The organism is Glutamicibacter sp. V16R2B1 (assembly GCF_005774635.1).
In the GTDB taxonomy this organism is placed as follows: domain Bacteria; phylum Actinomycetota; class Actinomycetes; order Actinomycetales; family Micrococcaceae; genus Glutamicibacter; species Glutamicibacter creatinolyticus.
Map to the genome: position 1 here is coordinate 333,503 of NZ_VATX01000015.1, position 23,581 is coordinate 357,083.

25 protein-coding genes and 1 pseudogene are annotated in these 23,581 nt (G+C 64.2%); 22 read left to right on the top strand and 4 right to left on the bottom strand.

Annotated elements, in window-relative coordinates; all coding sequences use genetic code 11:
* Window positions 1-54 precede the first annotated feature (54 nt).
* The 14 genes and pseudogenes from secY (at window position 55) to FDN03_RS11710 (ending at window position 11,887) form a co-directional block, all read left to right on the top strand.
* A complete protein-coding gene (gene secY, locus FDN03_RS11645) occupies window positions 55-1,359 on the top strand; it encodes a preprotein translocase subunit SecY (RefSeq protein ID WP_138177223.1) in 1,305 nt (434 codons plus the stop codon).
* Window positions 1,356-1,928: an adenylate kinase gene (locus FDN03_RS11650; protein ID WP_054820648.1), complete on the top strand. Its 573-nt coding sequence runs from the start codon at window positions 1,356-1,358 to the stop codon at window positions 1,926-1,928. Before secY ends, FDN03_RS11650 begins: the two co-directional genes overlap by 4 nt.
* 130 nt (window positions 1,929-2,058) lie before the next feature.
* A complete protein-coding gene (gene map / locus FDN03_RS11655; RefSeq protein ID WP_138177226.1) occupies window positions 2,059-2,889 on the top strand; it encodes a type I methionyl aminopeptidase in 831 nt (276 codons plus the stop codon).
* A gap of 217 nt (window positions 2,890-3,106) precedes the next feature.
* On the top strand, window positions 3,107-3,328 hold the full coding sequence (gene infA / locus FDN03_RS11660) for a translation initiation factor IF-1 (RefSeq protein ID WP_054821343.1): 222 nt from the start codon (window positions 3,107-3,109) through the stop codon (window positions 3,326-3,328).
* Window positions 3,329-3,460: 132 nt separating this feature from the next.
* Window positions 3,461-3,574: a 50S ribosomal protein L36 gene (gene rpmJ / locus FDN03_RS11665; RefSeq protein WP_138177229.1), complete on the top strand. Its 114-nt coding sequence runs from the start codon at window positions 3,461-3,463 to the stop codon at window positions 3,572-3,574.
* 148 nt (window positions 3,575-3,722) lie between these two features.
* Window positions 3,723-4,097, top strand: a complete 375-nt coding sequence (rpsM, locus tag FDN03_RS11670; RefSeq protein WP_054821342.1) for a 30S ribosomal protein S13 — start codon at window positions 3,723-3,725, stop codon at window positions 4,095-4,097.
* A gap of 43 nt (window positions 4,098-4,140) precedes the next feature.
* Window positions 4,141-4,542, top strand: a complete 402-nt coding sequence (rpsK, locus tag FDN03_RS11675; RefSeq protein WP_138177232.1) for a 30S ribosomal protein S11 — start codon at window positions 4,141-4,143, stop codon at window positions 4,540-4,542.
* A gap of 155 nt (window positions 4,543-4,697) precedes the next feature.
* Window positions 4,698-5,705: a DNA-directed RNA polymerase subunit alpha gene (locus FDN03_RS11680; RefSeq protein ID WP_054821340.1), complete on the top strand. Its 1,008-nt coding sequence runs from the start codon at window positions 4,698-4,700 to the stop codon at window positions 5,703-5,705.
* 85 nt (window positions 5,706-5,790) lie between these two features.
* A pseudogene (gene rplQ, locus FDN03_RS11685) lies at window positions 5,791-6,222 on the top strand (50S ribosomal protein L17); the annotation flags it as partial.
* 288 nt (window positions 6,223-6,510) lie between these two features.
* The gene (locus tag FDN03_RS11690; protein WP_246049881.1) at window positions 6,511-7,434 is read left to right on the top strand and encodes a tRNA pseudouridine synthase A; all 924 of its coding nucleotides are present in this window, start codon (window positions 6,511-6,513) and stop codon (window positions 7,432-7,434) included.
* A 350-nt stretch (window positions 7,435-7,784) separates the two neighbouring features.
* A complete protein-coding gene (gene rplM, locus FDN03_RS11695) occupies window positions 7,785-8,228 on the top strand; it encodes a 50S ribosomal protein L13 (RefSeq protein ID WP_138177241.1) in 444 nt (147 codons plus the stop codon).
* A 38-nt stretch (window positions 8,229-8,266) separates the two neighbouring features.
* Window positions 8,267-8,770: a 30S ribosomal protein S9 gene (rpsI, locus tag FDN03_RS11700; protein ID WP_138177243.1), complete on the top strand. Its 504-nt coding sequence runs from the start codon at window positions 8,267-8,269 to the stop codon at window positions 8,768-8,770.
* Between the two features lie 187 nt (window positions 8,771-8,957).
* Window positions 8,958-10,304: a phosphoglucosamine mutase gene (gene glmM / locus FDN03_RS11705; protein WP_138177246.1), complete on the top strand. Its 1,347-nt coding sequence runs from the start codon at window positions 8,958-8,960 to the stop codon at window positions 10,302-10,304.
* Between the two features lie 194 nt (window positions 10,305-10,498).
* Window positions 10,499-11,887 carry a UDP-glucose/GDP-mannose dehydrogenase family protein gene (locus FDN03_RS11710; protein WP_138177249.1) on the top strand — a complete coding sequence of 463 codons (1,389 nt, stop codon included), beginning with the start codon at window positions 10,499-10,501 and terminating at the stop codon, window positions 11,885-11,887.
* Between the two features lie 129 nt (window positions 11,888-12,016).
* On the opposite strand, the gene FDN03_RS11715 is transcribed toward FDN03_RS11710, so the two are convergent.
* The 3 genes from FDN03_RS11715 to glmS all read right to left on the bottom strand — a co-directional run bounded on the left by FDN03_RS11715 (window position 12,017) and on the right by glmS (window position 15,963).
* On the bottom strand, window positions 12,017-13,534 hold the full coding sequence (locus tag FDN03_RS11715; RefSeq protein ID WP_171021230.1) for an NAD(P)H-hydrate dehydratase: 1,518 nt from the start codon (window positions 13,532-13,534) through the stop codon (window positions 12,017-12,019).
* 92 nt (window positions 13,535-13,626) lie between these two features.
* A complete protein-coding gene (locus FDN03_RS11720) occupies window positions 13,627-13,980 on the bottom strand; it encodes a holo-ACP synthase (protein WP_138177255.1) in 354 nt (117 codons plus the stop codon).
* A gap of 111 nt (window positions 13,981-14,091) precedes the next feature.
* The gene (gene glmS / locus FDN03_RS11725; RefSeq protein WP_138177258.1) at window positions 14,092-15,963 is read right to left on the bottom strand and encodes a glutamine--fructose-6-phosphate transaminase (isomerizing); all 1,872 of its coding nucleotides are present in this window, start codon (window positions 15,961-15,963) and stop codon (window positions 14,092-14,094) included.
* Between the two features lie 135 nt (window positions 15,964-16,098).
* On the opposite strand from glmS, the gene coaA reads away from it, so the two are divergent.
* From coaA to tsaD, 7 genes are all read left to right on the top strand, one after another.
* A complete protein-coding gene (gene coaA, locus FDN03_RS11730) occupies window positions 16,099-17,058 on the top strand; it encodes a type I pantothenate kinase (RefSeq protein WP_138177261.1) in 960 nt (319 codons plus the stop codon).
* 96 nt (window positions 17,059-17,154) lie between these two features.
* Window positions 17,155-17,547 carry a large conductance mechanosensitive channel protein MscL gene (mscL, locus tag FDN03_RS11735; RefSeq protein ID WP_138177264.1) on the top strand — a complete coding sequence of 131 codons (393 nt, stop codon included), beginning with the start codon at window positions 17,155-17,157 and terminating at the stop codon, window positions 17,545-17,547.
* Between the two features lie 191 nt (window positions 17,548-17,738).
* Entirely contained in the window at window positions 17,739-18,908 is a 1,170-nt protein-coding gene (alr, locus tag FDN03_RS11740; protein WP_138177268.1) for an alanine racemase, read from the top strand.
* Between the two features lie 64 nt (window positions 18,909-18,972).
* Entirely contained in the window at window positions 18,973-19,512 is a 540-nt protein-coding gene (gene tsaE / locus FDN03_RS11745) for a tRNA (adenosine(37)-N6)-threonylcarbamoyltransferase complex ATPase subunit type 1 TsaE (protein WP_249354548.1), read from the top strand.
* On the top strand, window positions 19,509-20,183 hold the full coding sequence (tsaB, locus tag FDN03_RS11750) for a tRNA (adenosine(37)-N6)-threonylcarbamoyltransferase complex dimerization subunit type 1 TsaB (protein WP_138177271.1): 675 nt from the start codon (window positions 19,509-19,511) through the stop codon (window positions 20,181-20,183). Before tsaE ends, tsaB begins: the two co-directional genes overlap by 4 nt.
* Complete coding sequence (gene rimI, locus FDN03_RS11755) at window positions 20,180-20,665, top strand: ribosomal protein S18-alanine N-acetyltransferase (protein ID WP_138177273.1); 486 nt, start codon at window positions 20,180-20,182, stop codon at window positions 20,663-20,665. The genes tsaB and rimI overlap by 4 nt, the downstream gene beginning before the upstream one ends.
* A complete protein-coding gene (gene tsaD / locus FDN03_RS11760) occupies window positions 20,662-21,732 on the top strand; it encodes a tRNA (adenosine(37)-N6)-threonylcarbamoyltransferase complex transferase subunit TsaD (protein ID WP_138177276.1) in 1,071 nt (356 codons plus the stop codon). Before rimI ends, tsaD begins: the two co-directional genes overlap by 4 nt.
* A gap of 940 nt (window positions 21,733-22,672) precedes the next feature.
* On the opposite strand, the gene FDN03_RS11765 is transcribed toward tsaD, so the two are convergent.
* Window positions 22,673-23,077 (bottom strand): Helicase associated domain protein, encoded by a 405-nt coding sequence (locus tag FDN03_RS11765; RefSeq protein ID WP_138177278.1) that lies wholly within the window; start codon window positions 23,075-23,077, stop codon window positions 22,673-22,675.
* A gap of 119 nt (window positions 23,078-23,196) precedes the next feature.
* On the opposite strand from FDN03_RS11765, the gene FDN03_RS11770 reads away from it, so the two are divergent.
* Window positions 23,197-23,448: a hypothetical protein gene (locus FDN03_RS11770; RefSeq protein WP_138177280.1), complete on the top strand. Its 252-nt coding sequence runs from the start codon at window positions 23,197-23,199 to the stop codon at window positions 23,446-23,448.
* Window positions 23,449-23,581: the final 133 nt, after the last annotated feature.

A 23,581-nucleotide genomic window follows, 5' to 3' on the forward strand; every position in this document is an offset into this window, starting at 1 on the left:
AAGTCAACGCAAGAGTCTGCAGACCAGGCTCAGGCAAATACGTCAGGAGGACGCTTGTTCAGCGCCATAGCCCGAGTTTTTCGGACGCCTGATCTGCGCAACAAGTTGCTGTTCACGCTCGGTATTATTGCGATCTACCGTGTGGGTGTGTTCGTCCCGGCTCCGGGAGTCAACTACAGCAACGTTCAGCAGTGTCTGGCACAGGGTGAAACCACCGGTGGCATCTACCAGTTTGTGAACCTGTTCAGCGGTGGAGCACTGCTGCAGGTCTCCGTCTTCGCCATGGGTATCATGCCGTACATCACCGCGGCCATTATCGTTCAGCTGCTGCGTGTGGTGATCCCGCACTTCGAACAGCTGCACAAGGAGGGTCAGGCCGGCCAGGCCAAGATGACCCAGTACACCCGCTACCTGACCATCGCCCTGGGCCTGCTGCAGGCGACCACCCTGGTCACCCTGGCACGCACCGGTACCCTGTTCCCGGGCTGCCAGCTGCCGCTGGTGCCCGACGAGAGCCTGATCGTGATCCTGCTGATGATCATCACGCTCACCGCAGGCACCGGTCTGATCATGTGGATGGGTGAGTTGATCACCGAACGCGGCATCGGCAACGGCATGTCGATCCTGATCTTCATCTCCATTGCCTCCGGCTTCCCCTCCGCCATGGGCGCCATCGGCCGCTCCCAGGGTTGGGGCGTGTTCACCGGAGTGCTGCTGATCGGCCTGCTGGTCATCGCCCTGGTGGTGTTCGTGGAACAGTCCCAGCGCCGCGTGCCGGTGCAGTACGCCAAGCGCACCATCGGCCGGCGCACCGTGGGAGGAACCTCCACCTACATCCCGATCAAGGTGAACATGGCCGGCGTGATCCCGGTGATCTTCGCCAGCTCCATCCTGGCGCTGCCGCAGATGATCGTGCAGTTCAACGTCCGTGACGACGGCACCCTGCCGGACTGGGCCCTGTGGCTGCAGACCCACTCGGCCACCTCCTCGCCGTGGTACATGGCCGTGTACACGCTGCTGATCATCGGCTTCACCTACTTCTACGTGGCCATCACCTTCAACCCGGTTGAAGTGGCGGACAACATGAAGAAGTACGGCGGGTTCATCCCCGGCATCCGTGCCGGCAAGCCGACCGCGGACTACCTGAACTACGTGATCTCCCGAGTGACCTTCCCCGGATCGCTCTACCTGGCAGTCGTCGCGTTGATCCCACTGATCGCATTCGTTTTGTTCAACGCCGACCAAAACTTCCCATTTGGCGGGACCTCGATCCTCATCATGGTTGGTGTGGGCCTGGAGACCGTCAAGCAGATTAATGCTCAGATGCAGCAACGACACTACGAAGGACTTTTGCGATGACTCGACTGTTGATTATCGGACCTCCCGGGGCCGGCAAGGGCACTCAGGCCGAAAAGATCTCCGAGCGCCTGCAGATCGTGGCGATCTCCACCGGTGACATCTTCCGCGCCAACGTCAAGGGCGGAACCCCGCTGGGCGTGGAGGCCAAGAAGTACATTGACGCCGGCAACTTCGTGCCGGACTCGGTCACCAACAACATGGTGCGTGACCGCCTGGCCCAGCAGGACGTGAAGGACGGCTTCCTGCTGGACGGCTACCCGCGCACCAGCGCCCAGGTGGACGCGCTGGATGAGATCCTGGCCGCTCAGGGGCAGAAGCTGGACGGCGTGCTGCAGCTGACCGCCGATGACAACGAGCTGGTTGCCCGCCTGCTCAAGCGCGCCGAGATCGAAGGCCGCGCCGATGACACCGAAGAGGTCATCCGCCACCGCCTGGCCCTCTACCACGAGGAGACCCAGGTCGTGGTCGACCGCTACGAGGAGCGCGGCATCGTGCGCAAGGTCGACGGGATCGGGGCCATCGACGAGGTCACCGACCGCGTCCTGTCCGCCTTGAACGTGAACGCCTAGTACGCAAGGCGCTACCGGCCAAGGATCGTATCGAGCTGCCCAACGGCGGGCGCGGTACGGTCCTTGGCTATTTTCAGGAACACCGTCCCACCCGGCCCACCGGGACTGGGACACAGCAAAGGGAGAACCCGTGGCTTTCGGACAGCCGAAAATCGAATACAAGTCCAATGCGCAGATTCTGAAGATGCGCGAAGCCGGCCTGGTGCTGGCCGAGGCCCTGGATGAGGCCGTCGCCGCCGCCCAGCCGGGGGTCACCACCAAGGAGGTCGACGCGGTCTTCGCCGGGGTGCTCGAACGCCACGGCGCCACCAGCAACTTCCTGGGCTACCACGGGTTCCCGGCCACCATCTGCGCCTCGGTCAACCATGAGGTGGTCCACGGATTCCCCAGCGAATACGTGCTCAAGGACGGGGATGTGCTGAAGATTGACGGCGGGGCCATCGTGGACGGGTGGCACGCCGACTCGGCGCGCACCGTGTTGCTGGGCGACGTGGACGAGGCCGACCGCCGACTGAGCGAGATCACCCAGCAGGCCATGTGGGCCGGCATCGCCGCCCTGGCCGAGGCCCGCTTTGTCGGGCAGATCGGCGAGGCCATCGAAAAGTACGTGCACGCCCAGCCCGGCCCGCGCCTGGGGATCCTGGAGGAGTACTGCGGGCACGGCATCGGCTCGGCCATGCACATGGCCCCGGATGTACTGAACTACAACAGCGGCCACCGTGGCCCGCGGGTCAAGCCCGGTATGGCTCTGGCCATCGAACCGATGCTGGTGCGCGGCAAGCTGGCCACCTCTGTACTGGATGATGACTGGACCGTGGTTACCAACGACAAGCAGAACGCCTCCCAGTGGGAGCACACCGTGGCCGTGCACCTGGGCGGGATCTGGGTGCTCACCGCGCACGACGGGGGAGCGGCGGGGCTGGAGCCCTTCGGCGTGAGCCCCTCACCCATCAAGCCGTAACCGCGGCATGGATCCGGCACCGAGGTGCCGGATCTAACACTTTAAGCGGCCGAATCGATTTGTCGCCACGCCCGCCCATGGCGTATTCTTGACTGTTGGTTGTCTATTTAAGTGCGCCCAAAAGCTCGCAAGGGCTGCGCGGAACCACTGAAACGGGCTTCCGGAACCAATTACTTGTTGCCGCCGCCGGCGGCAACTACCAAAGTTAGCGGGGAAAATGGCCAAGAAGGAAGGTGTCATCCAGGTAGAGGGCACAGTGACCGAAGCATTGCCGAACGCAATGTTCCGCGTCGAACTGCCCAACAAGCACGTCGTGCTTGCAACTATCTCGGGTAAAATGCGCCAGCACTACATTCGAATCCTCCCAGAGGACCGGGTGCAGGTAGAAATGAGCCCATACGATCTCAACCGAGGTCGTATCGTTTACCGCTACAAGTAAATCAGTAGTTTTTGAGACAGCGATCTTGCGGACGTCCAGTGAATGATCACCCGGACGGCCGCTTGAGCATTGTCTTGAGGCAGGCTTGTTTACCGCTCCAAAAATAACTGCAACCGCAAGAGGAGTAAACCCTTGAAGGTTAACCCCAGCGTGAAGCCGATCTGCGACAATTGCAAGGTGATTCGCCGCAATGGTCGCGTTATGGTGATCTGCTCGAACCCACGCCACAAGCAGCGTCAGGGCTAAATCCCTTACGGATTTGTCCCACGCGTAGTCAAGAAATGGCAGCACCGCATCGAATACGCGCGATGCACACCCCCGGTTTCGGAGGCTGGGGACCACTTCGGTGGGAAGGTGCTGCTGAAGACCTCCGAACGTTGAAAGGTAGCCACTTATGGCTCGTTTAGCAGGCGTGGACATCCCACGCGAAAAGCGCGTGATCATCGCGTTGACTTACATCTACGGCGTGGGCAGGACCCGTGCAGAAGAGACCATCGCAGCAACCGGAATCAACCCGGATACTCGCGTGAAGGATCTCACCGACGCTGAGCTGGTTCAGCTGCGTGACTTCATCGAAGGCACCTACCAGGTGGAAGGTGACCTGCGCCGCGAGGTTCAGGCCGACATCCGCCGCAAGGTCGAAATCGGATCCTACGAAGGTATTCGCCACCGCAAGGGTCTGCCGGTTCACGGTCAGCGCACCAAGACCAACGCCCGTACCCGCAAGGGCCCGAAGCGTACCGTCGCCGGTAAGAAGAAGACCCGCTAATTCCTAGCGGTCTAGATCCAAAAACTTTTTCGTAGGAGAAGAAATGCCCCCAAAGACTCGTGGAGCGGTGCGTAAGCCGCGTCGCAAGGACAAAAAGAATATCGCGCTGGGCCAGGCGCACATCAAGAGCACCTTCAACAACACCATCGTGTCGATTACCGACCCGACCGGTGCTGTGATCTCGTGGGCCTCGGCCGGTGAGGTTGGCATGAAGGGTTCGCGCAAGTCGACCCCGTACGCCGCACAGATGGCCGCCGAGCAGGCTGCCAAGCGTGCCCAGGAGCACGGCATGCGCAAGGTTGACGTTTTCGTCAAGGGCCCGGGCTCGGGACGCGAAACCGCGATCCGCTCGCTGCAGGCCGCCGGCCTTGAGGTTGGGTCCATCCAGGACGTTTCCCCGAGCGCACACAACGGTTGCCGCCCGCCAAAGCGTCGCCGCGTCTAACTCAGCCGTCAGGAAGAGACCTGGAAGCCGCCCCCGCCCCGGCGAGGGCCGGCTTCCAGGCCTCACACCTGCAACAGACGTACGCCGCAGAGGCTACCGTCGTTTCCACCCCCGTGTTGCGTCATATAGCGGACGCTCGCCGAAAGGAAATGTAAGTGCTCATTACGCAGCGCCCAACCCTGACCGAAGAAGTTGTTTCCGAGAATCGCTCCCGGTTCGTCATCGAACCGCTGGAGCCGGGCTTTGGCTACACCCTAGGTAACTCGCTTCGCCGTACCCTGCTGTCCTCGATCCCTGGTGCCTCCGTCACCAGCGTTCGCATCGACGGCGTACTGCACGAGTTCTCCACCGTAGCCGGTGTGAAGGAAGACGTCACCGAACTGGTTCTGAACATCAAGAACCTGTCCGTGTCCTCCGAGCACGATGAACCGGTCGTCGCTTACCTGCGCAAGCAGGGCCCCGGCGTCGTCACCGCAGCGGACATCACCCCGCCTGCCGGTGTTGAGTTCCACAATCCAGATCTGCACATCGCCACCCTGAACGCCAACGGCAAGTTCGATATGGAACTGACCATTGAGCGTGGCCGTGGCTACGTGTCCGCCGCCCAGAACAAGAGCGCCGACAGCGAGATTGGCCGGATCCCGGTCGACTCGATCTACTCGCCGGTGCTGAAGGTGACCTTCCGCGTGGAGGCCACCCGTGTTGAGCAGCGCACCGACTTCGATCGCCTGATCGTTGATGTGGAGACCAAGGAGTCGATTTCCCCGCGCGACGCCGTGGCATCGGCCGGCACCACCCTGGTGGAGCTGTTCGGCCTGTTCCGCGAGCTGAACACCGCAGCCGAGGGAATCGAGATCGGCCCGTCGCCAACGGACGCAGCCCTGGCTGCCGACATGGCGCTGCCGATCGAGGACCTGGAACTGACCGTGCGTTCCTACAACTGCCTGAAGCGCGAGGGCATCCACTCCGTGGGTGAACTGGTCACGCGTTCGGAGGCCGACCTGATGGACATCCGCAACTTCGGTGCCAAGTCCATTGACGAAGTCAAGGCAAAGCTTGTAGACCTCGGCCTGTCCCTGAAGGATTCCCCTCCAGGGTTCGACATGGGCAGCCGTGCCGCCATGGAAGACGGCGAGGATGTCTACGGCGACGGCAGCCTCTAGGCACCGCGTCTGGCGACAAATAACTTCATCCGGGTTCCCGGCCTAAGGGCCGGGAGCGCAGGATTATTCATCTAGGAGAACACCAATGCCAACCCCCACCAAGGGTCCGCGTCTCGGCGGCAGCGCAGCTCACGAGCGACTGATCCTCGCCAACCTGTCTGCCCAGCTGTTCGAGAACAAGCAGATCACCACCACCCTGAACCGCGCCAAGCGCCTGGCCCCGCACGCCGAGCGCCTGATCACCTTCGCCAAGCGCGGAGACCTGGCCTCGCGTCGTCGCGTGCAGTCCGTGATCGCATCGCGCAGCCGCACCAACAAGTCGATCGTTCACGAGCTGTTCGAGAACATCGCCCCGGTGATGGCCAACCGCGAAGGCGGCTACACCCGCATCACCAAGATCGGCAACCGCAAGGGCGACAACGCCCCGATGGCTGTCATCGAACTGGTCATGGAGCCGGTTTCGCCGAAGCAGGCCGTCGTGAAGGAAGCCGAAAAGGCTGCCGAGAACGCCGCCCCTGAGGCCACCGAAGAGGCCTAAGGCCCACGGCCCGCACGCACGGGCCACCTCGGTCACCGAACCCCGGAAGCGCATGCTTCCGGGGTTCGGTGCTTAAACGCCCGCCAAAGCCCGCTGCCCATCCCAAGGTTCCTGTGCTTGCCTGCAACGGCGGGCGGGACCACCACCGGATTTGGCAGGACGCCGGACACAGATTGGATAATGGAACCCATGAGCACCCCAGCACCCGAAACCCACCCGCTGGGCGCCACCGTGGCGTCCGGTTCCAGCGAACCGGCCACGGTGCGGATGCGGATGCGCCTGGGCTATGACGGCTCCCAGTTCCACGGGTGGGCCCGGCAGCCAAACGTGCTCGGGGTCCAGCAGCTGATCGAGGAAGGGCTGGCCACCCTGGTGCGCCGCCAGGTCCGGGTGGTTGTGGCCGGGCGCACCGACGCCGGGGTGCACGCCCGGAACCAGATGGTCCACTTTGATTTGACCCCCACCGAATACGAGGCGCTGCCGCGGCGCTCACCGCTGAGCCCCGCCAAGGCGCTGGTGCGCCGGCTGAACGGGATCCTGGCCAGCCAGGAGGGGGCCGTGCTCATCCATGACGCGGCCGTGGCCGAGCCGGGCTTTGACGCCCGCTTCTCGGCCCTGCAGCGCCGCTACTCCTACCGCATTGCGGACGGGCTGCACCGCTGGGACCCACTGACCCGGCAGATCACCATGTGGCACCGAGAGGAACTGGATGTGCAGCTGATGGACGCCGAGGCGCGCAGTGTGCTGGGCCGCCACGACTTCCTCTCCTACTGCAAGCCCCGCCCCGATGCCACCACCATCCGCACCCTGCAGGAGTTCTCCTTTACCAGGGGCGGAGACGGGATCATCACCGCCCACCTGGTCGCGGACGCCTTCTGCCACAACATGGTGCGCGCCCTGATCGGGGCCGCGCTGATGGTGGGGGACGGGCGGGAAACCCAGGGCTTCCTCGCCGACCGGCTGCAGGCCATGGTGCGCGATTCGAAGACGAAACTGGCCCACCCTCGCGCCCTGGTCCTGGAGGAGGTGCGCTACCCGCAGGCCGGGCAGCTGCTGGCCCGGGCCGAGCAGACCAGGGCCCGGCGCCGCGCCGATGAGGCCACCGGGGCGCTCGTGGAGGAAGGCACCGCCACCGCTCAGGGCCACGAAGAGCACCCGGCGAAGAGCACTTCGGCGGAATCCGGGCGGTAGCTGATTGACAGGTGGGCTTGGGGACTGTGACGGAAAATACCCGTCATTGCGGGCATTTGGGCCCCACCGGGCCCACTAGCCGAATTGTGTGCTGGCCCATTAATCGGCTAAACTTGTGAAAGTTGTGTATGTCCACGTTCGACACTACATGCCACAGCGTGACGGCTTAGTTGCATAGCCGCTGGTCTGCTGGGCATGCGAACACCACCTGGACGGCCGGTTAAATCAGTCCTCACCTGACGTACTGGTCCTGACACAAAGTAAACACGACAGTGCTTGTCCCTGATGGATCTCACGCCATGACACCTGCAGCTGTTTGACCAGAAACGAATCAACGTAAGGCAATTACTGTGCGTACGTACACCCCTAAGCCGGCTGACCAGACCCGTCAGTGGCACGTCATTGACGCCACCGATGTTGTGCTCGGCCGCCTGGCTGTCGAAGCAGCGACCCTGCTGCGCGGCAAGCACAAGGCTACTTTCGCCTCGCATATGGACATGGGCGACCACGTCATCATCATCAACGCTGAGAAGGTTGCCCTGACCGGCAACAAGCTGGTGCAGAAGCGCGCTTACCGCCACTCCGGTTTCCCGGGCGGTCTGAAGAGCTCGAACTACGCCGAACTGCTGGAGAAGAACCCGGTTCAGGCTGTCGAGAAGGCCATCAAGGGCATGCTGCCGAAGAACAAGATCGCCGCAGCCCAGCTGAGCAAGCTGAAGGTCTACCGTGGCGCTGAGCACCCGCACGCGGCCCAGGCTCCGAAGCCGTTCGAAATCACCCAGGTCGCCCAGTAGTCCTGGCCCCGAGAAGAAAAACTTATTAGGAGATAATCGTGGCTCAGAACGCTGAAGAGATCAACGAATTCGAAGGCGACACCCCGTCGACCTACACCACCGAGTCGGCCCCGGCCGCAGCTGCCGGCGGCGACGTCGAGCGCGCGCCGCTGACCGTGTCCGGTGGAGCCGTGGGACGCCGCAAGCAGGCCATCGCCCGCGTGCGCCTGGTGCCGGGCAACGGCACCTGGACCCTGAACGGTCGCGACCTGGCAACCTACTTCCCGAACAAGCTGCACCAGCAGGACGTCAACGAGCCGTTCAAGGTCCTGGGCCTTGAAGGTTCCTACGACGTGTTCGCCCGCATCCACGGCGGTGGCCCCTCCGGCCAGGCCGGTGCACTGCGCCTGGGCATCGCCCGCGCGCTGAACGAGATCGACCGCGACGCCAACCGTCCGACCCTGAAGAAGGCCGGTTACCTGACTCGCGACGCCCGCGTCATCGAGCGCAAGAAGGCCGGTCTGAAGAAGGCCCGCAAGGCCTCGCAGTTCTCCAAGCGCTAAGCAGTACCTGCGCAGGACAAACCCCATTCCCGGGATCTTCCGGGTGTGGGGTTTGTCCCTTTTAAAGCACTAATGTGAAAAACCGCTGCCCGGGCGGTGCGACGAGCATCAAATTTCACTCACGAATGGGGTTCCGGCACCCAAATCAGCGCTTTTTCGCCCCGTTCAAGGCATATGATGGTGGACGATGGCAAGGTTATTTGGGACCGATGGGGTCCGTGGAAAAGCGAATGAACTGTTGACACCGGAGCTGGCGATGCGTCTGTCGCAAGCCGCCTCGGTGGTTCTGGGGTTGAGCCAGTCTGAAGACGGCCGGCGCCCGGTAGCCGTAGTGGCCAAGGACCCGCGCATCAGCGGCGACTTCCTCTCCGCTGCGATTGAAGCGGGCCTTTCGGCCTCCGGTGTGGACGTGAAGGACGCCGGCACCCTGCCGACCCCCGCCGCCGCATTCCTGGTAGGCGACCTCGGGGCCGACTTTGGCGTGATGATCTCCGCCTCCCACAACCCGGCGCCCGATAACGGCATCAAGTTCCTGGCCCGCGGCGGGAAGAAGCTGGACGACTCGCTGGAGGACGCCATCGAGGCGTGCCTGCAGATGGAGCCGCCGCGCCCCACCGGGGGAGCGGTGGGACGGGTCTCGCGTTTCGCCGACGCTGAGGACCGCTACGTGATCCACCTGCTGCAGACCCTGCCCAATCGCCTGGATGGGCTGAAAGTGGTGCTGGACTGCGCCCACGGCGCCGCTTCGGGCTGCTCCCCGGAGGTGTTCAACGCAGCCGGTGCCGAGGTCGTGGTCATTGGGGCCGAACCCGATGGCGTGAACATCAATGACGGCTACGGTTCCACCCACCTGGAGAAGCTGCAGGCCGCCGTCGTGGAGCACGGCGCGGACCTGGGCATCGCCCACGACGGGGACGCGGACCGCTGCCTGGCGGTGGACCACGAAGGCACCGTCATCGACGGGGACCAGATCATGGCCATCATGGCCCTGGCCCTGAAGGAACAGGGCAAGCTGAAGGATGACGTGCTGGTCGCCACCGTCATGAGCAACCTGGGTCTGAAACTGGCCATGGAAGCCAACGGGATCACCATCCGGGAAACCGGGGTGGGGGACCGCTACGTGCTGGAGGAGATGAACGCCGGAGGCTACTCGCTGGGCGGGGAACAGTCCGGGCACGTGATCTTTAGCGAATACGCCACCACCGGTGACGGGGTGCTCACCGGGCTGCAGCTGGCCGCCCGGGTCAAGGCCTCCGGCAAGTCCCTGAAGGAACTGGCCCAGGTGCTCACGGTGCTGCCGCAGGTGCTGATCAATGTGCGCGGGGTGGACAAGGCCGCCGTGCACGACAGCGCCGAGGTCATGGCCGCGGTCGCCGTCTCCGAGGAACGCCTGGGCAGCACCGGCCGGGTACTGCTGCGCCCCTCGGGCACCGAACCGGTGGTACGGGTAATGGTCGAGGCCGGTAGCCAGGAACAGGCCCGCAGCGAAGCCGAACTGCTGGCCGCCGCGGTCCTGCAGCACCTGGCGCTCTAGGAACGCCAACACACCGTTGTAACACCTGCGTCCCGGATCCGGCCCGTGCCGGGTCCGGGACGAGAATTTATCCAGTGTTTGCCGCTGGTTGGGCAACATCCCGCCCTGCCCGAATGCTGCGGGCCATAAACTCACAGCGACGCGGCCAACACCGGCCCGCCCAAACGGCGGGCAGCAACTGATGGGGGTAGAACATGAGTCTACGCGTGAGTGTCATCGGCACCGGATACCTGGGTGCCACCCATGCCGCCTGCATGGCCGAACTGGGCTTTGAAGTCATTGGCCTGGACGTGGACCGGGAGAAGCTGGACGCGCTCTCGCGTGGCATCCTGCCCTTCCACGAACCCGGGCTGCCTGAGCTGCTGCAGAAGCACGTGGCCGGCGGACGGCTGCGCTTCACCGACTCCTACGCCGAAGTCGCCGCGGCGGCGGACATCCACTTCATCACCGTGGGCACCCCACAGCGCACCGACTCGCAGTCCGCGGACATGAGCTACGTGGACGGCGCGGTGGACAGCCTGCTCGAACACGTCACCGGCCGCGCCCTGATCGTGGGCAAGTCCACCGTGCCGGTGGGCACCGCCCGCCGGCTGAGCGAACGCATCAAGGCCGCCGCCAGGCCCGGCAGCGACATCTCCCTGGCCTGGAACCCCGAGTTCCTGCGCGAGGGGTTCGCCGTCAAGGACACCCTGCGCCCGGACCGGCTGGTCTACGGGGTGCAGAACGAACAGGACCTGGCCCGGCTGCGGGAGGTCTACGCCGACATCCTGGCCCAGGACACCCCCGAGGTGGTCACCGACCTGGAAACCAGCGAACTGGTCAAGGTCGCTGCCAACGCGTTCCTGGCCACCAAGATCTCCTTCATCAACGCCTTCGCCGAGGTCACCGAAACCGTGGGCGGGGACATCCGCACCCTGGCCGACGCCATCGGGCATGACGCCCGGATCGGACGGCGCTTTTTGAACGCCGGGGTGGGCTTTGGCGGCGGTTGCTTGCCCAAGGACATCCGTGCCCTGCAGGCCCGGGTCTCCGAGCTCGGGCTGAGCCAGACCATGGGGTTCCTGGCCGAGGTGGACCAGATCAACCTGCGCCGCCGCGACCGGGTGGTCGCGCTGGCCGAGGCCATGCTGGATTACAACCTGGCCGGCAAGCACGTGTGCGTGCTGGGGGTGACGTTCAAGCCCGACAGCGACGACGTGCGTGACTCGCCGGCCCTGGACATCGCGGTGCGGCTCTACAACTCCGGGGCGGACGTGTCCGTGTATGACCCGGAAGGCAACGACAACGCCCGGCGCCGCTTCCCGCGCCTGCACTACGTGGATTCCTGGAAGGAGGCCGCGGCGGACGCCGACGCGGTGCTGCTGCTGACCGAATGGGCCGAATTCCGTGAACTGCAGCCCGAACAGCTCGGCGCCGTGGTGCGCCAGCGTCAGTTGATTGACGGGCGCAACGTGCTGGACCGGGCCCTGTGGCGGGAGGCCGGGTGGACCATCACCGGTCCGGGGGAGCGCTTCGAGGTGGCCAGCCCCGAACTGCAGACCCAGTCACTGACCGTGGTGCCCGTTCCGGGCACCGACAACTAGGTACGGCGACGCCCGGCAGCAGAAAAAGAGCCGCCGGACATCCGCAAAAACCCCAAGGGCCCGGCCCCAGACCCACAGGATCGCTGCTCCTGCGGGTCTGCGGCCGGGCCCTTGGTCGCCTGGCGGCGGCTAGAAGCCGAAGCGGGCCATCACCCGGGGCAGCACCTCGATCAGCCGGGTGGCGCACACCGTGGAGTCCTCGGCGGCGACGCGTCCCACCTCGCCGTGGATCACCGCGGCGCAGGCGGTCAGCTCCAGCAGCCGCTGGTTGCTGACCAGCGCGGTGCCCTGCACGCCGGTGAGCGAGGAGTCGCTGAGCAGGGTGCCCAGGATGCCGGTGAGCACATCCCCGCTGCCGGCAGTCGCCAGCTTCGGGCTGGTGTGGCAGACCACCAGGGTCTTGCCCCCGGGCTCCACAATGTAGTTCGTTGGCCCCTTCAGCAGCACCACCGCGTTGTAGGACAGCGCCGCCCACCGGGTCCACTTCTGCGGCTCCTCGGCAATGTCCTGGGCGGTAACGGTGATCCCGGCGCGGCGCAGCAGCATCCGCAGCTCCTTGGCGTGCGGGGTGAGCACCCGTGGCTGCTCACTGGGTCCGGCCGGGACAATCTCCAGCCCGCTGGCATCGATGACCGCCGGCTGGCGGCTGCTGAAGACCTTGCCAATCACCTCGGACGGCTGGCCCGAGGGGTCCAGACCCGGTCCAATCGCCCACGCCGAAATCTTCGCCCCGCGCCCATGCAGGTGGCGCCGGGACTGGGAGAGCGCCTCGGCGACCTCCTGATCGCCCAGCGGTACCGCCTCGGGGGCGCTGGCCGCCATGTAGGCCTGCACCTTGTCGGGCATGTGGCTGCGCAGCAGCCCCACCCCGGCATTCAGGGCGGCACGGGCGGTCAGCTGGGCGGCGCCCGGGTAGCGGTCGGAACCGGCGATCAGGCCCAGCACGCCGCGCTGGTACTTGTGGCGGGCGGCGTCCCGCCAGCTGCGGTGTTCGTCCAGCAGCTGCCCGGCAGCCTCGGGGTCCACCAGCCAGGCCATGGGGGACTGGGCGGAAAAATCAAAGTCGAGGGTCACCAGGGACAGTTCCCCGGTCAGCAGCGGCCCGTCACCGGTCAGCAGGCCCTCCTTCAGGGCTCCGAACGTCACGGTGCGGACGGCGGGGAGCGCCGCGTCATCCGCGGCACCGGTGGCAGCATCCAGCCCGGAGGGCACGTCCACCGCCAACACGGGCACGCCGCGCGGGACGGTGGGCAGCTTGGCACCAGGGCGGTAGCCCAGACCGTAAATGGCATCGATCACCAGATCGGCACCGGAGGCCGCCTGCGGCGCGTCCGCGGCGGTGGTGATGGTGCCCCCGGCGGTGCGCAGTTCCTCCAGCGCCGGGGCGTGGGACTTCTCGCTGAGCAGCACCGCGGTGGCGTTGTGTCCCTGGCGGGCCAGGTTCGCCAGCGCGTAGAGCCCGTCTCCGCCGTTGTTGCCCGGGCCGATCAACCCGACGATGTTCTTCCCCGGCTCGCCGTGCAGCAGCTGCACGGCCGCGTCGCTGACCGCGGCGGCCGCCTGCTTCATCAGTTCCTCGGAGCCTCGCCGGGAAATTTCGGCCTTCTCAACCGTTCGGACCTGCGCAACACTGAAGACGGGGATCATAGATTCAGAATACTCACCGTAGCTTGGCATGGTGAGGTTTAAGGCGTCCCGTGTCGTAAACTCCCAGCCGGGGTGGCGGGATAGTAGCGGCACTAGGCGCGCTCGGCGACCACCATCGCCACCGCCATGTCCCCGTCATGGCTCAGGGACAGATGCCAGGAGTGGATGCCGCGCAGCGCCGCGGCGGTGGCCACACTACCCGTCACGTGCACCTGCGGGTCCCCGGCCGCGTCCTTGATAATGGAGCAGTCCTGCCAGTTCATACCCGCCGGGGCGCCCAGCGCCTTGGCAATGGCCTCCTTGGCGGCGAAACGGGCCGCCAGCGAGCGCAACGGCAGGCCGCGCTCTTCCGGGGTAAACAGGCGCCCTTCCAATGCGGGGGTGCGTTCCAGCTGGCGTCCAAAACGTGGCACATCGACAATGTCCACGCCAATTCCTGCGATCATGCTTCCTAGCCTAGGGGATCAGAACGGTCGGGCCGGTAGTGCCCAGGGTGAACGAGACAACGGCCGGGCACCACCTGCAGGTGGTGCCCGGCCGTTGCCAGAGGGGGCCGTTTACTCGACGGTGACCGACTTGGCCAGGTTGCGCGGCTGGTCCACGTCATACCCCTTGGCGGTAGCCAACTCGCAGGCGAACAGCTGCAGCGGCACCGTGGCCAGCAGCGGCATCAGCAGGGTCGGGGTCTCGGGCAGGTAGAAGACGAACTCACCGTAGGCCTTGACCGCCTCGTCGCCTTCCTCGGCCAACACCAGGGTCTTGGCGCCGCGGGCGCGCACTTCCTGGATGTTCGAGACAACCTTGGAGTGCAGCGAGTCCCGCCCACGCGGGGAGGGGACCACCACGAACACCGGCTGGCCGTCATCGATCAACGCGATCGGGCCGTGCTTCAGCTCACCGGCGGCGAAGCCCTCGGCGTGGATGTAGGCGATTTCCTTCAGCTTCAGCGCGCCCTCCATGGCCACCGGGTAGCCGACGTGGCGACCCAGGAACAGCACCGAGGTGGCGTCGGCCATGGAGCGGGCCAGTTCGCGGATGGCATCCGAGCGGTCCAGGATGTCCTGGATCTTGGCCGGGATCTTGCCCAGGTCGGCCATGATGTCCTTGATCTGACCGCTGAACAGGTTCCCGCGCAGCTGGGCCAGGTAGAGGCCCAGGATGTAGGTGGCGGTGATCTGGGCCAGGAACGCCTTGGTGGAGGCCACCGCGATCTCCGGACCGGCGTGGGTATAGAGTACCGCATCGGATTCACGCGGGATGGTGGACCCGTTGGTGTTGCAGATGGACAGGGTCTTCGCGCCCTGCTCCTTGGCATAGCGCACGGCCATCAGGGTGTCCATGGTTTCCCCGGACTGGGAGATGGAGACGATCAGGGTGTTCGCATCCACGATCGGCTCACGGTAGCGGAACTCGTGGGAGAGCTCGACCTCCACCGGGATCCGGCACCAGGACTCGATGGCGTACTTGGCCACCGACCCCGCGTAGGCGCTGGTGCCGCAGGCCAGCACCACGATCTTGGTGACGTTGGCCAGTTCCTCGGCGTCAATGCGCAGCTCATCAAGGGTCATCCGGCCCTCGGCGTCCGAACGGCCCAGCAGGGTGTCGGCCACAGCGGCGGGCTGGTCGTAGATTTCCTTCTCCATGAAGGAAGGGAAGCCGCCCTTTTCGGCGCTGGCCGCATCCCAGTCCACGGTGAATTCCTTGCCCTGGGCGCTCTCACCGTCAAAGCCGATGATCTGGTGGGTGTCCGGGGTGATGGTCACGATCTGGTCCTGCCCCAGTTCCACCGCCCGGCGGGTGAAGTCAATGAAGCCCGAGACATCCGAGCCCAGGAAGTTTTCGCCCTCGCCCAGGCCCAGTACCAGTGGGGAGTTGCGGCGGGCGGCCACCACGACGCCCGGGTGGTCCTTGTGGGTGGCCAGCAGGGTGAAGGCACCCTCCAGGTGGTTCACGGTCTGGCGCAGCGCCTCGGTCAGGTCCCCGGTGCCCAGCTCGCGGTAGGTCTTGCCCAGCAGTGCCGCGGCAACCTCGGTGTCGGTCTCGGACAGGAACTGCACGCCCTCGGCCAGCAGCTGGGCCTTGATTTCGGCGAAGTTCTCGATGATGCCGTTGTGGATGACGGCCAGGTTGCCGTTGTCCGCCAGATGCGGATGCGCATTGACGTCGGTGGGCCCGCCGTGGGTGGCCCAGCGGGTGTGGCCGATACCGGTCTGGGAGACCGGCAGCGGGTTCTCGCTGATTTCGTTTTCCAAGTTGGCCAGCTTGCCGGCCTTCTTCCGGGCATGGATGGCGCCGTCGGCGACGACCGCAACCCCTGCCGAGTCGTAGCCCCGGTATTCCAACCGGCGCAGGCCCTCGATGAGGACCTCTAACGCATCATGACCGTTGTTTCCGGTCGGTGTACCTGCATATCCAACAATTCCGCACATGCCAGAAAGCCTACCTTTTGACGGTGCCCGGCAGATAGAAAATGTGATACCGTCCCGCCAGAAAAACCTGTGTTATGAGTCACGGGCCAGTCTCCTGTTTGGGTGTGAGGTCAAAAGTTGGCACAATTTCCTCTCGTGGAACCAACGCAGCTTCAGGACACCTCGATCTCCCCGTTTGTCGAACTTGACCGGCAAACCTGGGCTCGGTTGTCCAACAAAATGGAGCAGCCGCTGAATGTGGAGGACATTGAACGGCTGCGTGGTCTGGGCGACGGCCTGGACCTGCGTGAGGTCCGCGACGTGTATCTGCCCTTGAGCCGGCTGCTGTACCTCTATGTCACCGGTGCCGGGGCCACCCACCAGGCGACCATGACCTTTTTGGGGGAGAAGACCCGCCAAACTCCCTTCGTGATCGGGGTGGCCGGTTCGGTGGCGGTGGGCAAGTCCACCACCGCGCGCGTGCTGCAGGAGATGCTGCGGCGTTGGCCGCAAACCCCGGACGTGCAGCTGATCACCACCGACGGGTTCCTCTACCCGAACGCCGAGTTGGAACGCCGGAGCCTGATGGAACGCAAGGGCTTCCCCGAATCCTATGACCGCCGTGCGCTGCTGCGCTTTGTCTCGGCGGTGAAGTCCGGCGCCCCGGAAGTCAGCGCCCCGGTCTACTCGCACCTGACCTACGACATCCTGCCCGATGAGCGCAACGTGGTGCGCTCGCCGCAGGTGCTGATTGTCGAGGGGCTGAACGTGCTGCAGCCGGCCCGCACCCGTTCGGATGGCACCGTGGGGCTCGCGCTCAGCGACTTCTTTGACTTCTCCGTCTTTGTTGATGCGCGCACCAGCGATATTGAGGAGTGGTACATCAGCCGCTTCATGAAGCTGCGCTCCGGTGCGTTCCTGGACCCGGCCAGTTACTTCCACCGCTACTCCAAGCTCAGTGACTTCGAGGCCCGCGCCACCGCCCGGCGCATCTGGAAGAGCATCAACGAGCCGAACCTGAAGGAGAACGTGCTGCCAACGCGCGGGCGCGCGCAGTTGGTGCTGCGTAAAAGCGGGGATCATTCGGTCACTCGGATGCTGCTGCGTAAAATCTGAGAGTACGCTCAAAATATCGGCAATGGGCTACAAATTCTTTAGAAAATATTCCTAGATGAAGCTCTTTCAGAGTTTATCCATGTGTATGATCGACCCATGCTAAAGGGTTTCCGCGATTTCATAATGCAGGGCAACGTTGTCGACCTCGCCGTTGCCGTCGTGATTGGTGCCGCTTTCGGCGCCGTGGTCAACGCATTGGTGGATAGTGTGTTGATGCCGTTGATCTCCGCACTGGTCGGTGCGCCGAGCTTTGACGACTTCCTGGTGTTCAACATCAACGGCAACCTGATCCAGGTGGGTGTCTTCCTCACCGCCCTGGTCAACTTCCTGCTCATTGCCGCCGCCGTCTACTTCGTGATCGTGCTGCCGATGACTAAGGCCACCGAGGCCCTGAAGCGTCACCGCGGCCTGGAGGAAGAGGAAGAGGAGCCGGATCCGCAGCTGGCGCTGCTGGAACAGATCCGCGACGAACTGCGCACCCTGCGCTAAAGGCCAGTCCCTCACCCACATCAGCCAACCTTGCGGGGTGCATCACGGTTCACAGCCAAGATGCACCCCGCCTTAGCGCGCGTGACGTCCTAGCGAACCGGTGTCGCGCGCGCAGAGAAGCGAAAAGTGCGAAGATAGCAGATGTGAACTTTGAAGTGGTAGAGCAGCAAGCAGCACCCGGCGGCGATCCCATGAGTGCCCCGTGGGAACGCCGAGCCCTGGTGGACCTGTCAGCAATCCGAAACAACGTGCGCCAGGTGACCGACCTGGTGGCCCCGGCCAAGGTCATGGCCGTGGTGAAGGCCGACGGCTACGGCCACGGCGCCTACCGGGTGGCCCGGGCGGCACTGGAAGCCGGGGTCAGCTGGATCGGCTGCGCCCACGTCACCGAGGCACTGGCGTTGCGGGCCAAGGGCATCGACGCCCCCCTGCTGGCCTGGCTGCATACCGCGGACACCCCCTTCGACCAGGCGGTCGCCGCCAACATTGACCTGGGCGTCTCCGGCTGGGAACTGGAGCACATCGCCGCCACGGCCCGCAAGATGGAAACCCCCGCGCGTATCCACCTGAAGCTGGATACCGGGCTGGGACGCAACGGCGCCATGCTTGACACCCTTCCCACCCTGCTGGAACAGGCCATGACCTACCAGAACGAGGGACTGCTGCGCGTGGTGGGGATCTTCTCCCACCTGGCGGTTGCCGATGAACCGCAGCGCCACGAAACCGACGAGCAGCTGGCCGCCTTCGACGCCGCCATCACCCAGGTGGAGCAGGCCGGATTCGACCTGGAGGTACGGCACATCGCCAACACCCCGGCCATCCTTTCCCGCCCGGACTCCCATCACGATCTGGTCCGCCTCGGCTTGGGCCTGTATGGGCTCAGCCCCTTCCAGGACGAGGAACCCTCCAACTTCGGACTGCGTCCGGCCATGACCCTGGAAACCCGGGTCGCCAACGTGAAGAAGGTGCAGAAAGACCAGGGCGTCTCCTACGGACTGAACTACCGCACCACCGGGGAAACCTATTTGGGGTTGATCCCGCTCGGGTACGCCGACGGCCTGCCGCGCATCGCCACCGGCGCACCGGTGAACATCCACGGCACCACCTACCCGGTGCGCGGGCGGATTGCCATGGACCAGTGCGTCGTGGACCTGGGCCCGGACATTGACCCGGAACACTTCCTGGGCGCCACCGCCCGGGTGTTCGGCGAATCCGCCGCGCCGGTCACCGAATGGGCCAACGCCGCCGGAACCATCAACTACGAGGTCGTCACCCGGATCTCCCCGCGCGTGCCGCGCATCTACCTGGAAGGCAGCTGGGGCGAGTCCTACCTGGACGAGGAAGAGGACACCGGTGCCTAGCACCCCGCAGCATCACATTCAGCAGGACGGGCACGCCCAGCAGCTGACCCTGCATCCGGCCACCGTGGAAGCCACCCAGGCGCTGGGCGCAGAACTCGGACGGCAGCTGCACGCCGGGGACCTGGTCATCCTTACCGGGGAACTGGGTGCCGGCAAGACCACGCTCACCCAGGGCCTGGGAGCAGGACTGCAGGTCCGCGAAGGGGTCATCTCCCCAACCTTCGTGCTTTCGCGCATACACCCCAGCCTGGTCGGCGGACCGAACCTGGTCCACGTGGACGCCTACCGGCTGAGCGACCCCAGCGAAGTGGACACCCTGGATCTGGAGGCCACCGCCCCGGAAGCGGTGACCGTCGTTGAATGGGGCGCCGGCAAGGTGGAGCACCTTAACAGCTCCCGCCTGGAATTGACCCTGGCACGCGCGGCTCTGCCTGCGGACACCACCACCGCGTCCTGGGAATTCGATGACGAGGGCAGCGATGAACCGCGCACCCTGACACTAAGCGCCACTGGCCCGGACTGGGAACCGGCGCGCTGGGAGCAGCTGCGCGCGGCACTCGAGGCCACCTTGAAAAGCTTCAGCAACCCGGAAGGCCAGCCATGAGCAACTACCTGGTCATAGACACCTCGGCCCACACCTCCGTGGCCGTGATTGACGCCAACGGCACAGTGCACGCCGAGATCACCAGTGAACGGTCCAACGACCAGACCGAAACCCTGGTCAGCTACATCCACCAACTGCTCGCCCAGGCGGGGCTGGAAGGCAAAGAACTGGCCGGCATCATCGTGGGCACCGGACCCGGCCCCTTCACTGGGCTGCGGGTGGGCCTGGTGGCCGCCCGCACCCTGTCCTACGTATGGGGTGTGCCGCTGCACGGGACCATGTCCCTGGGAGCGCTGGCCGAACGGGTGCGCCGCGAACTGCAGCCGGACGCCGAATACCTGATTGCCACGGACGCGCGCCGCCGCGAGGTCTACTGGGCACGCTTCGCCGCTGACGGCAAGCTGCTGGATGGTCCGCACGTCTCGGCCGCCGGGGAACTACCGGCCCTGGCAGTACACGGTGTAGGTGCAGGACTCTATGCACAAGAACTCGAAGAGGCCGGAGCCAAGCCGGTCGCCGTAAGCCGAGATTGGCTGACCCGAGCTGCCGACCTGGGACCGCGTGCGCTCGCCGAACTGGCAGAAGGCGCGGACCTGTCTGATACCGCCCCACGTTACCTGCGCGAGTCCGACGCCCAGGTTCCACAGTTCATGAAGCAGGCCAAATCATGAGCCATGAAGCAGCTCAGTCCCTGAACCCGGTGCTGCGCACCATGCTGCCGGGGGACATCCCGGCGGTCCACGCCCTGGAGGTGGCCAGTTTCCCGGCCGATGCTTGGCCGGTGGAACTCTTTGAAGCCGAACTGTCCCAGCACGAGACCCGGGATTACTGGGTGTACGAAGGAGAAGGGCAGATCCTGGGCTACGCAGGCCTGTGCACCGTACTGCCCTTCGCCGATGTGCAGACCATTGCCCTCCGTCCCGATGCCCAAGGCCAGGGGCTGGGACGGAAGCTGATGCAGGTGATGATTGAGCGTGCCCGGCAACGCAACGCCCGCGATGTGATGCTAGAAGTGCGCAAGGACAACCCGGTGGCGATCGGGCTGTACCTGTCGCTGGGCTTTTCCAAGATCCATGAACGCGCCAAGTACTACCGCGACGGCACCGACGCACTGATCATGCGCCTGCGGCTGCGCGAAGAGGAGACGAAATGAGCACGTCCAAAGCACCCATCGTCTTGGGCATCGAATCCTCCTGCGACGAAACCGGGGTCGGCATCGTGCGCGGCACCCAGCTGCTGACCAACACGGTTTCCAGTTCCATGGATCAGCACGTGCGTTTCGGCGGGGTCATCCCGGAGATCGCGGCCCGCGCCCACCTGGAAGCCTTCATCCCGACCCTCGATGCGGCGCTCGCCGACGCGAAGCTGACGCTGGCTGAAATCGATGCCATTGCCGTGACCAGCGGTCCGGGTCTGGCCGGTGCACTGATGGTTGGTGTGGCCGCCGCGAAGGCGCTGGCACTGGCCACCTGCAAGCCGCTGTACGGCATCAACCACCTGGTCGCCCACGTGGGCGTCGGGGTCCTCGGCGGCAAGCCGCTGCCCACCGAGTTCGGTGCGCTGCTGGTCTCGGGCGGGCACACCGAAATCCTTAGGGTCACCTCGCTCACCGATGATGTACAGCTGCTCGGCGCAACAATTGACGATGCCGCGGGCGAAGCCTACGACAAGGTCGCCCGGTTGCTGGGCTTGGGATATCCAGGCGGTCCGGCCATCGACAAGGCCGCGACCAAGGGAGACCGCAAGGCATTCCGGTTCCCTCGCGGATTGAGCCTGCCCAAGTTCACCGGCACCGCTGAGAACCCGGGCAAGCACCGCTACAACTTCTCGTTCTCAGGGCTGAAAACCGCTGTATCCCGGGCTGTTGAGCACTTCGAGTCCCAGGGACTGGAAGTACCGGTTGCTGATATCGCCGCATCCTTCCAGGAAGCGGTCGTGGATGTCATCACCGCCAAGGCGGTTCGCGCCTGCGTCGAGAACGGGCTAAACACCCTGTTGCTCGGCGGGGGAGTGGCAGCCAACACTCGGCTACGTGAACTGCTGGCCGCCCGCTGTGCCTCGGCCGGCATCGACCTGACGGTCCCGCCGTTTAACCTGTGCACCGATAATGGGGCGATGGTTGCGGCGTTGGGGGCGCAACTGGTGGAAGCTGGTGCCACGCCAAGTGGCGTGAACTTTGCGACCGATTCTTCGCAGCCGGTGACACAGATCAGTCTATGAGGAGAAAACAGCGCGAGTCACGAAAAGCTCCGGAACTCAGGAGCGACGGGGAGCAGACAAAGCAACCACGCGTACTTTCAGGAGCGCGACGGTCCTGTCGCATCTGTCTTCAAAACATCTAGAACTCGTTCGGTACCCGAGGACCCTTTCAGGAGCCGTAGCCGATCGGTCCAAAAACGTCATGCTGGTCGCGTCAAGTTGTCAGACCACTCCTTGTAGCACCCGGCGCGACCTACTCTGGCTCATACAGAAATCCGGGGATTGGATGGGTGGAACTCGTTCAAAGCATAAAGTTCTTTCGCATGCTAGGGGACGATTGGGTCGCGATTGCGGCGCCCCGGTAGGGCGGAGCATTTCCGGCACCTTGACTGCTGGTTGGGGCAGGGAATCCTGAGCTGTCGTTGAGGCCATCATTCCCCTCAAAGATCGAGGCGCATCACCGTCTTTAACTCCATTATTGATGCCAGTAATGGGGAGAGTTAGAACTTTTCGTCACCTATAATCGGCACATTCAGGAGGGCAGAGCTTAAATTTCATGAATCCTTGGATTCTATCGCGTCAGGGAGCTGTGCCACGGGACTGGAGATTTCAAAGGCCAGTATCCATAGCCCGTTGATGGTTAGGGCATAACACTTGCGTGACGATTGAGCTCGCTCCTACAAGATCTGGGAGCAGATGGTACTTCGAGGTGTTCCCTGGATACACAGAAGGCAGCTCATGCGTAGCTATGCCAGACGGGCAAGGTGTCGTTGATCGCTTTAAGTCTCCAGGCCTGGAGCGTCTTTTCAGCTCTGCGTTGGTGATGATTGTGCAACCAGACCCCGAGAATGCGTTCGTGCTCACTCTCGAATTTCTTGTACCGCGGCGGCCACCTACCGGTGGAGTCCACGAAGTCTTTGACGGCGGCTAATTGATGACGCCATTTCTGATCGAGTTCTTGCTAATGAGCGTCAATGTGCCAATCCCGCAGGTCATCGAGAAGAACAATCTTCGGGACCGACATGCGCCCCTTCATATCGGAGAGACGCTGATCAGCGACCCACTGCGCCAAAGAGCGCTCGCTCTCGTCGCCGTCGTTGCGAGGCAAACGCTGATGCCTATCCTGGAAGGCCAGGGCTTCGGAGAGGCGTTTACGCCACAAAGTTGACGGGCGATCCGGTCCTCTCGCCGCTAGCGCGGCCTCATGCGTGAAGCGAAGCCCGGGGGAGTACTTCTCCCGGATTCGAAGGTGTATGTTCACGGTGGCGACGTTTCGGCGGCAGCGGTCAGCGATTTCTCGCACCGTCAGGCCAGCGGCATACATCATGTCCCATTCAGGATGTCGCGATACTTCCCAACCAGCCATAGCGATTACGTTAACCCACCGGTCTTCGAACTTTCACTGGGGCAAAACATTACTAGCGGGGGAGACATCTTCATTGCTATGATCCTTTCATCTGCAAGTTCGAATAAATGAGGAAAGCAATGAAAATAAAGGCAAAGCTCGCTTCTTTCGCGATCTTGTTAGGCCTCGTTGGAAGCGCGGGAATCGTCGCGGCACCTGCTGCGAATGCCGATGCCAACTACTACCAGGTCAAGCGCAGCACTCTGTCGGCATGTCAGGCAGAGTATCGCACAGCACTTAAACTGCTCACAGGTAGCATCGGTGCGCAATACCCGTGCAAGTGGAACAAGTATCAGCGCGCCTACATTGGAACTATTGTTTACAACTACTAAAGGCCTTGCTAGGAGCTGGTTAGCTCACCTCAACATGGCGCCCTGATCAACTTACCCCTTAACGACGGATGGCAGCTCGTGACGGGCAGATCATCAGTTCCGTAGTCACCACGTGATATCTGAAGTCGTGCTC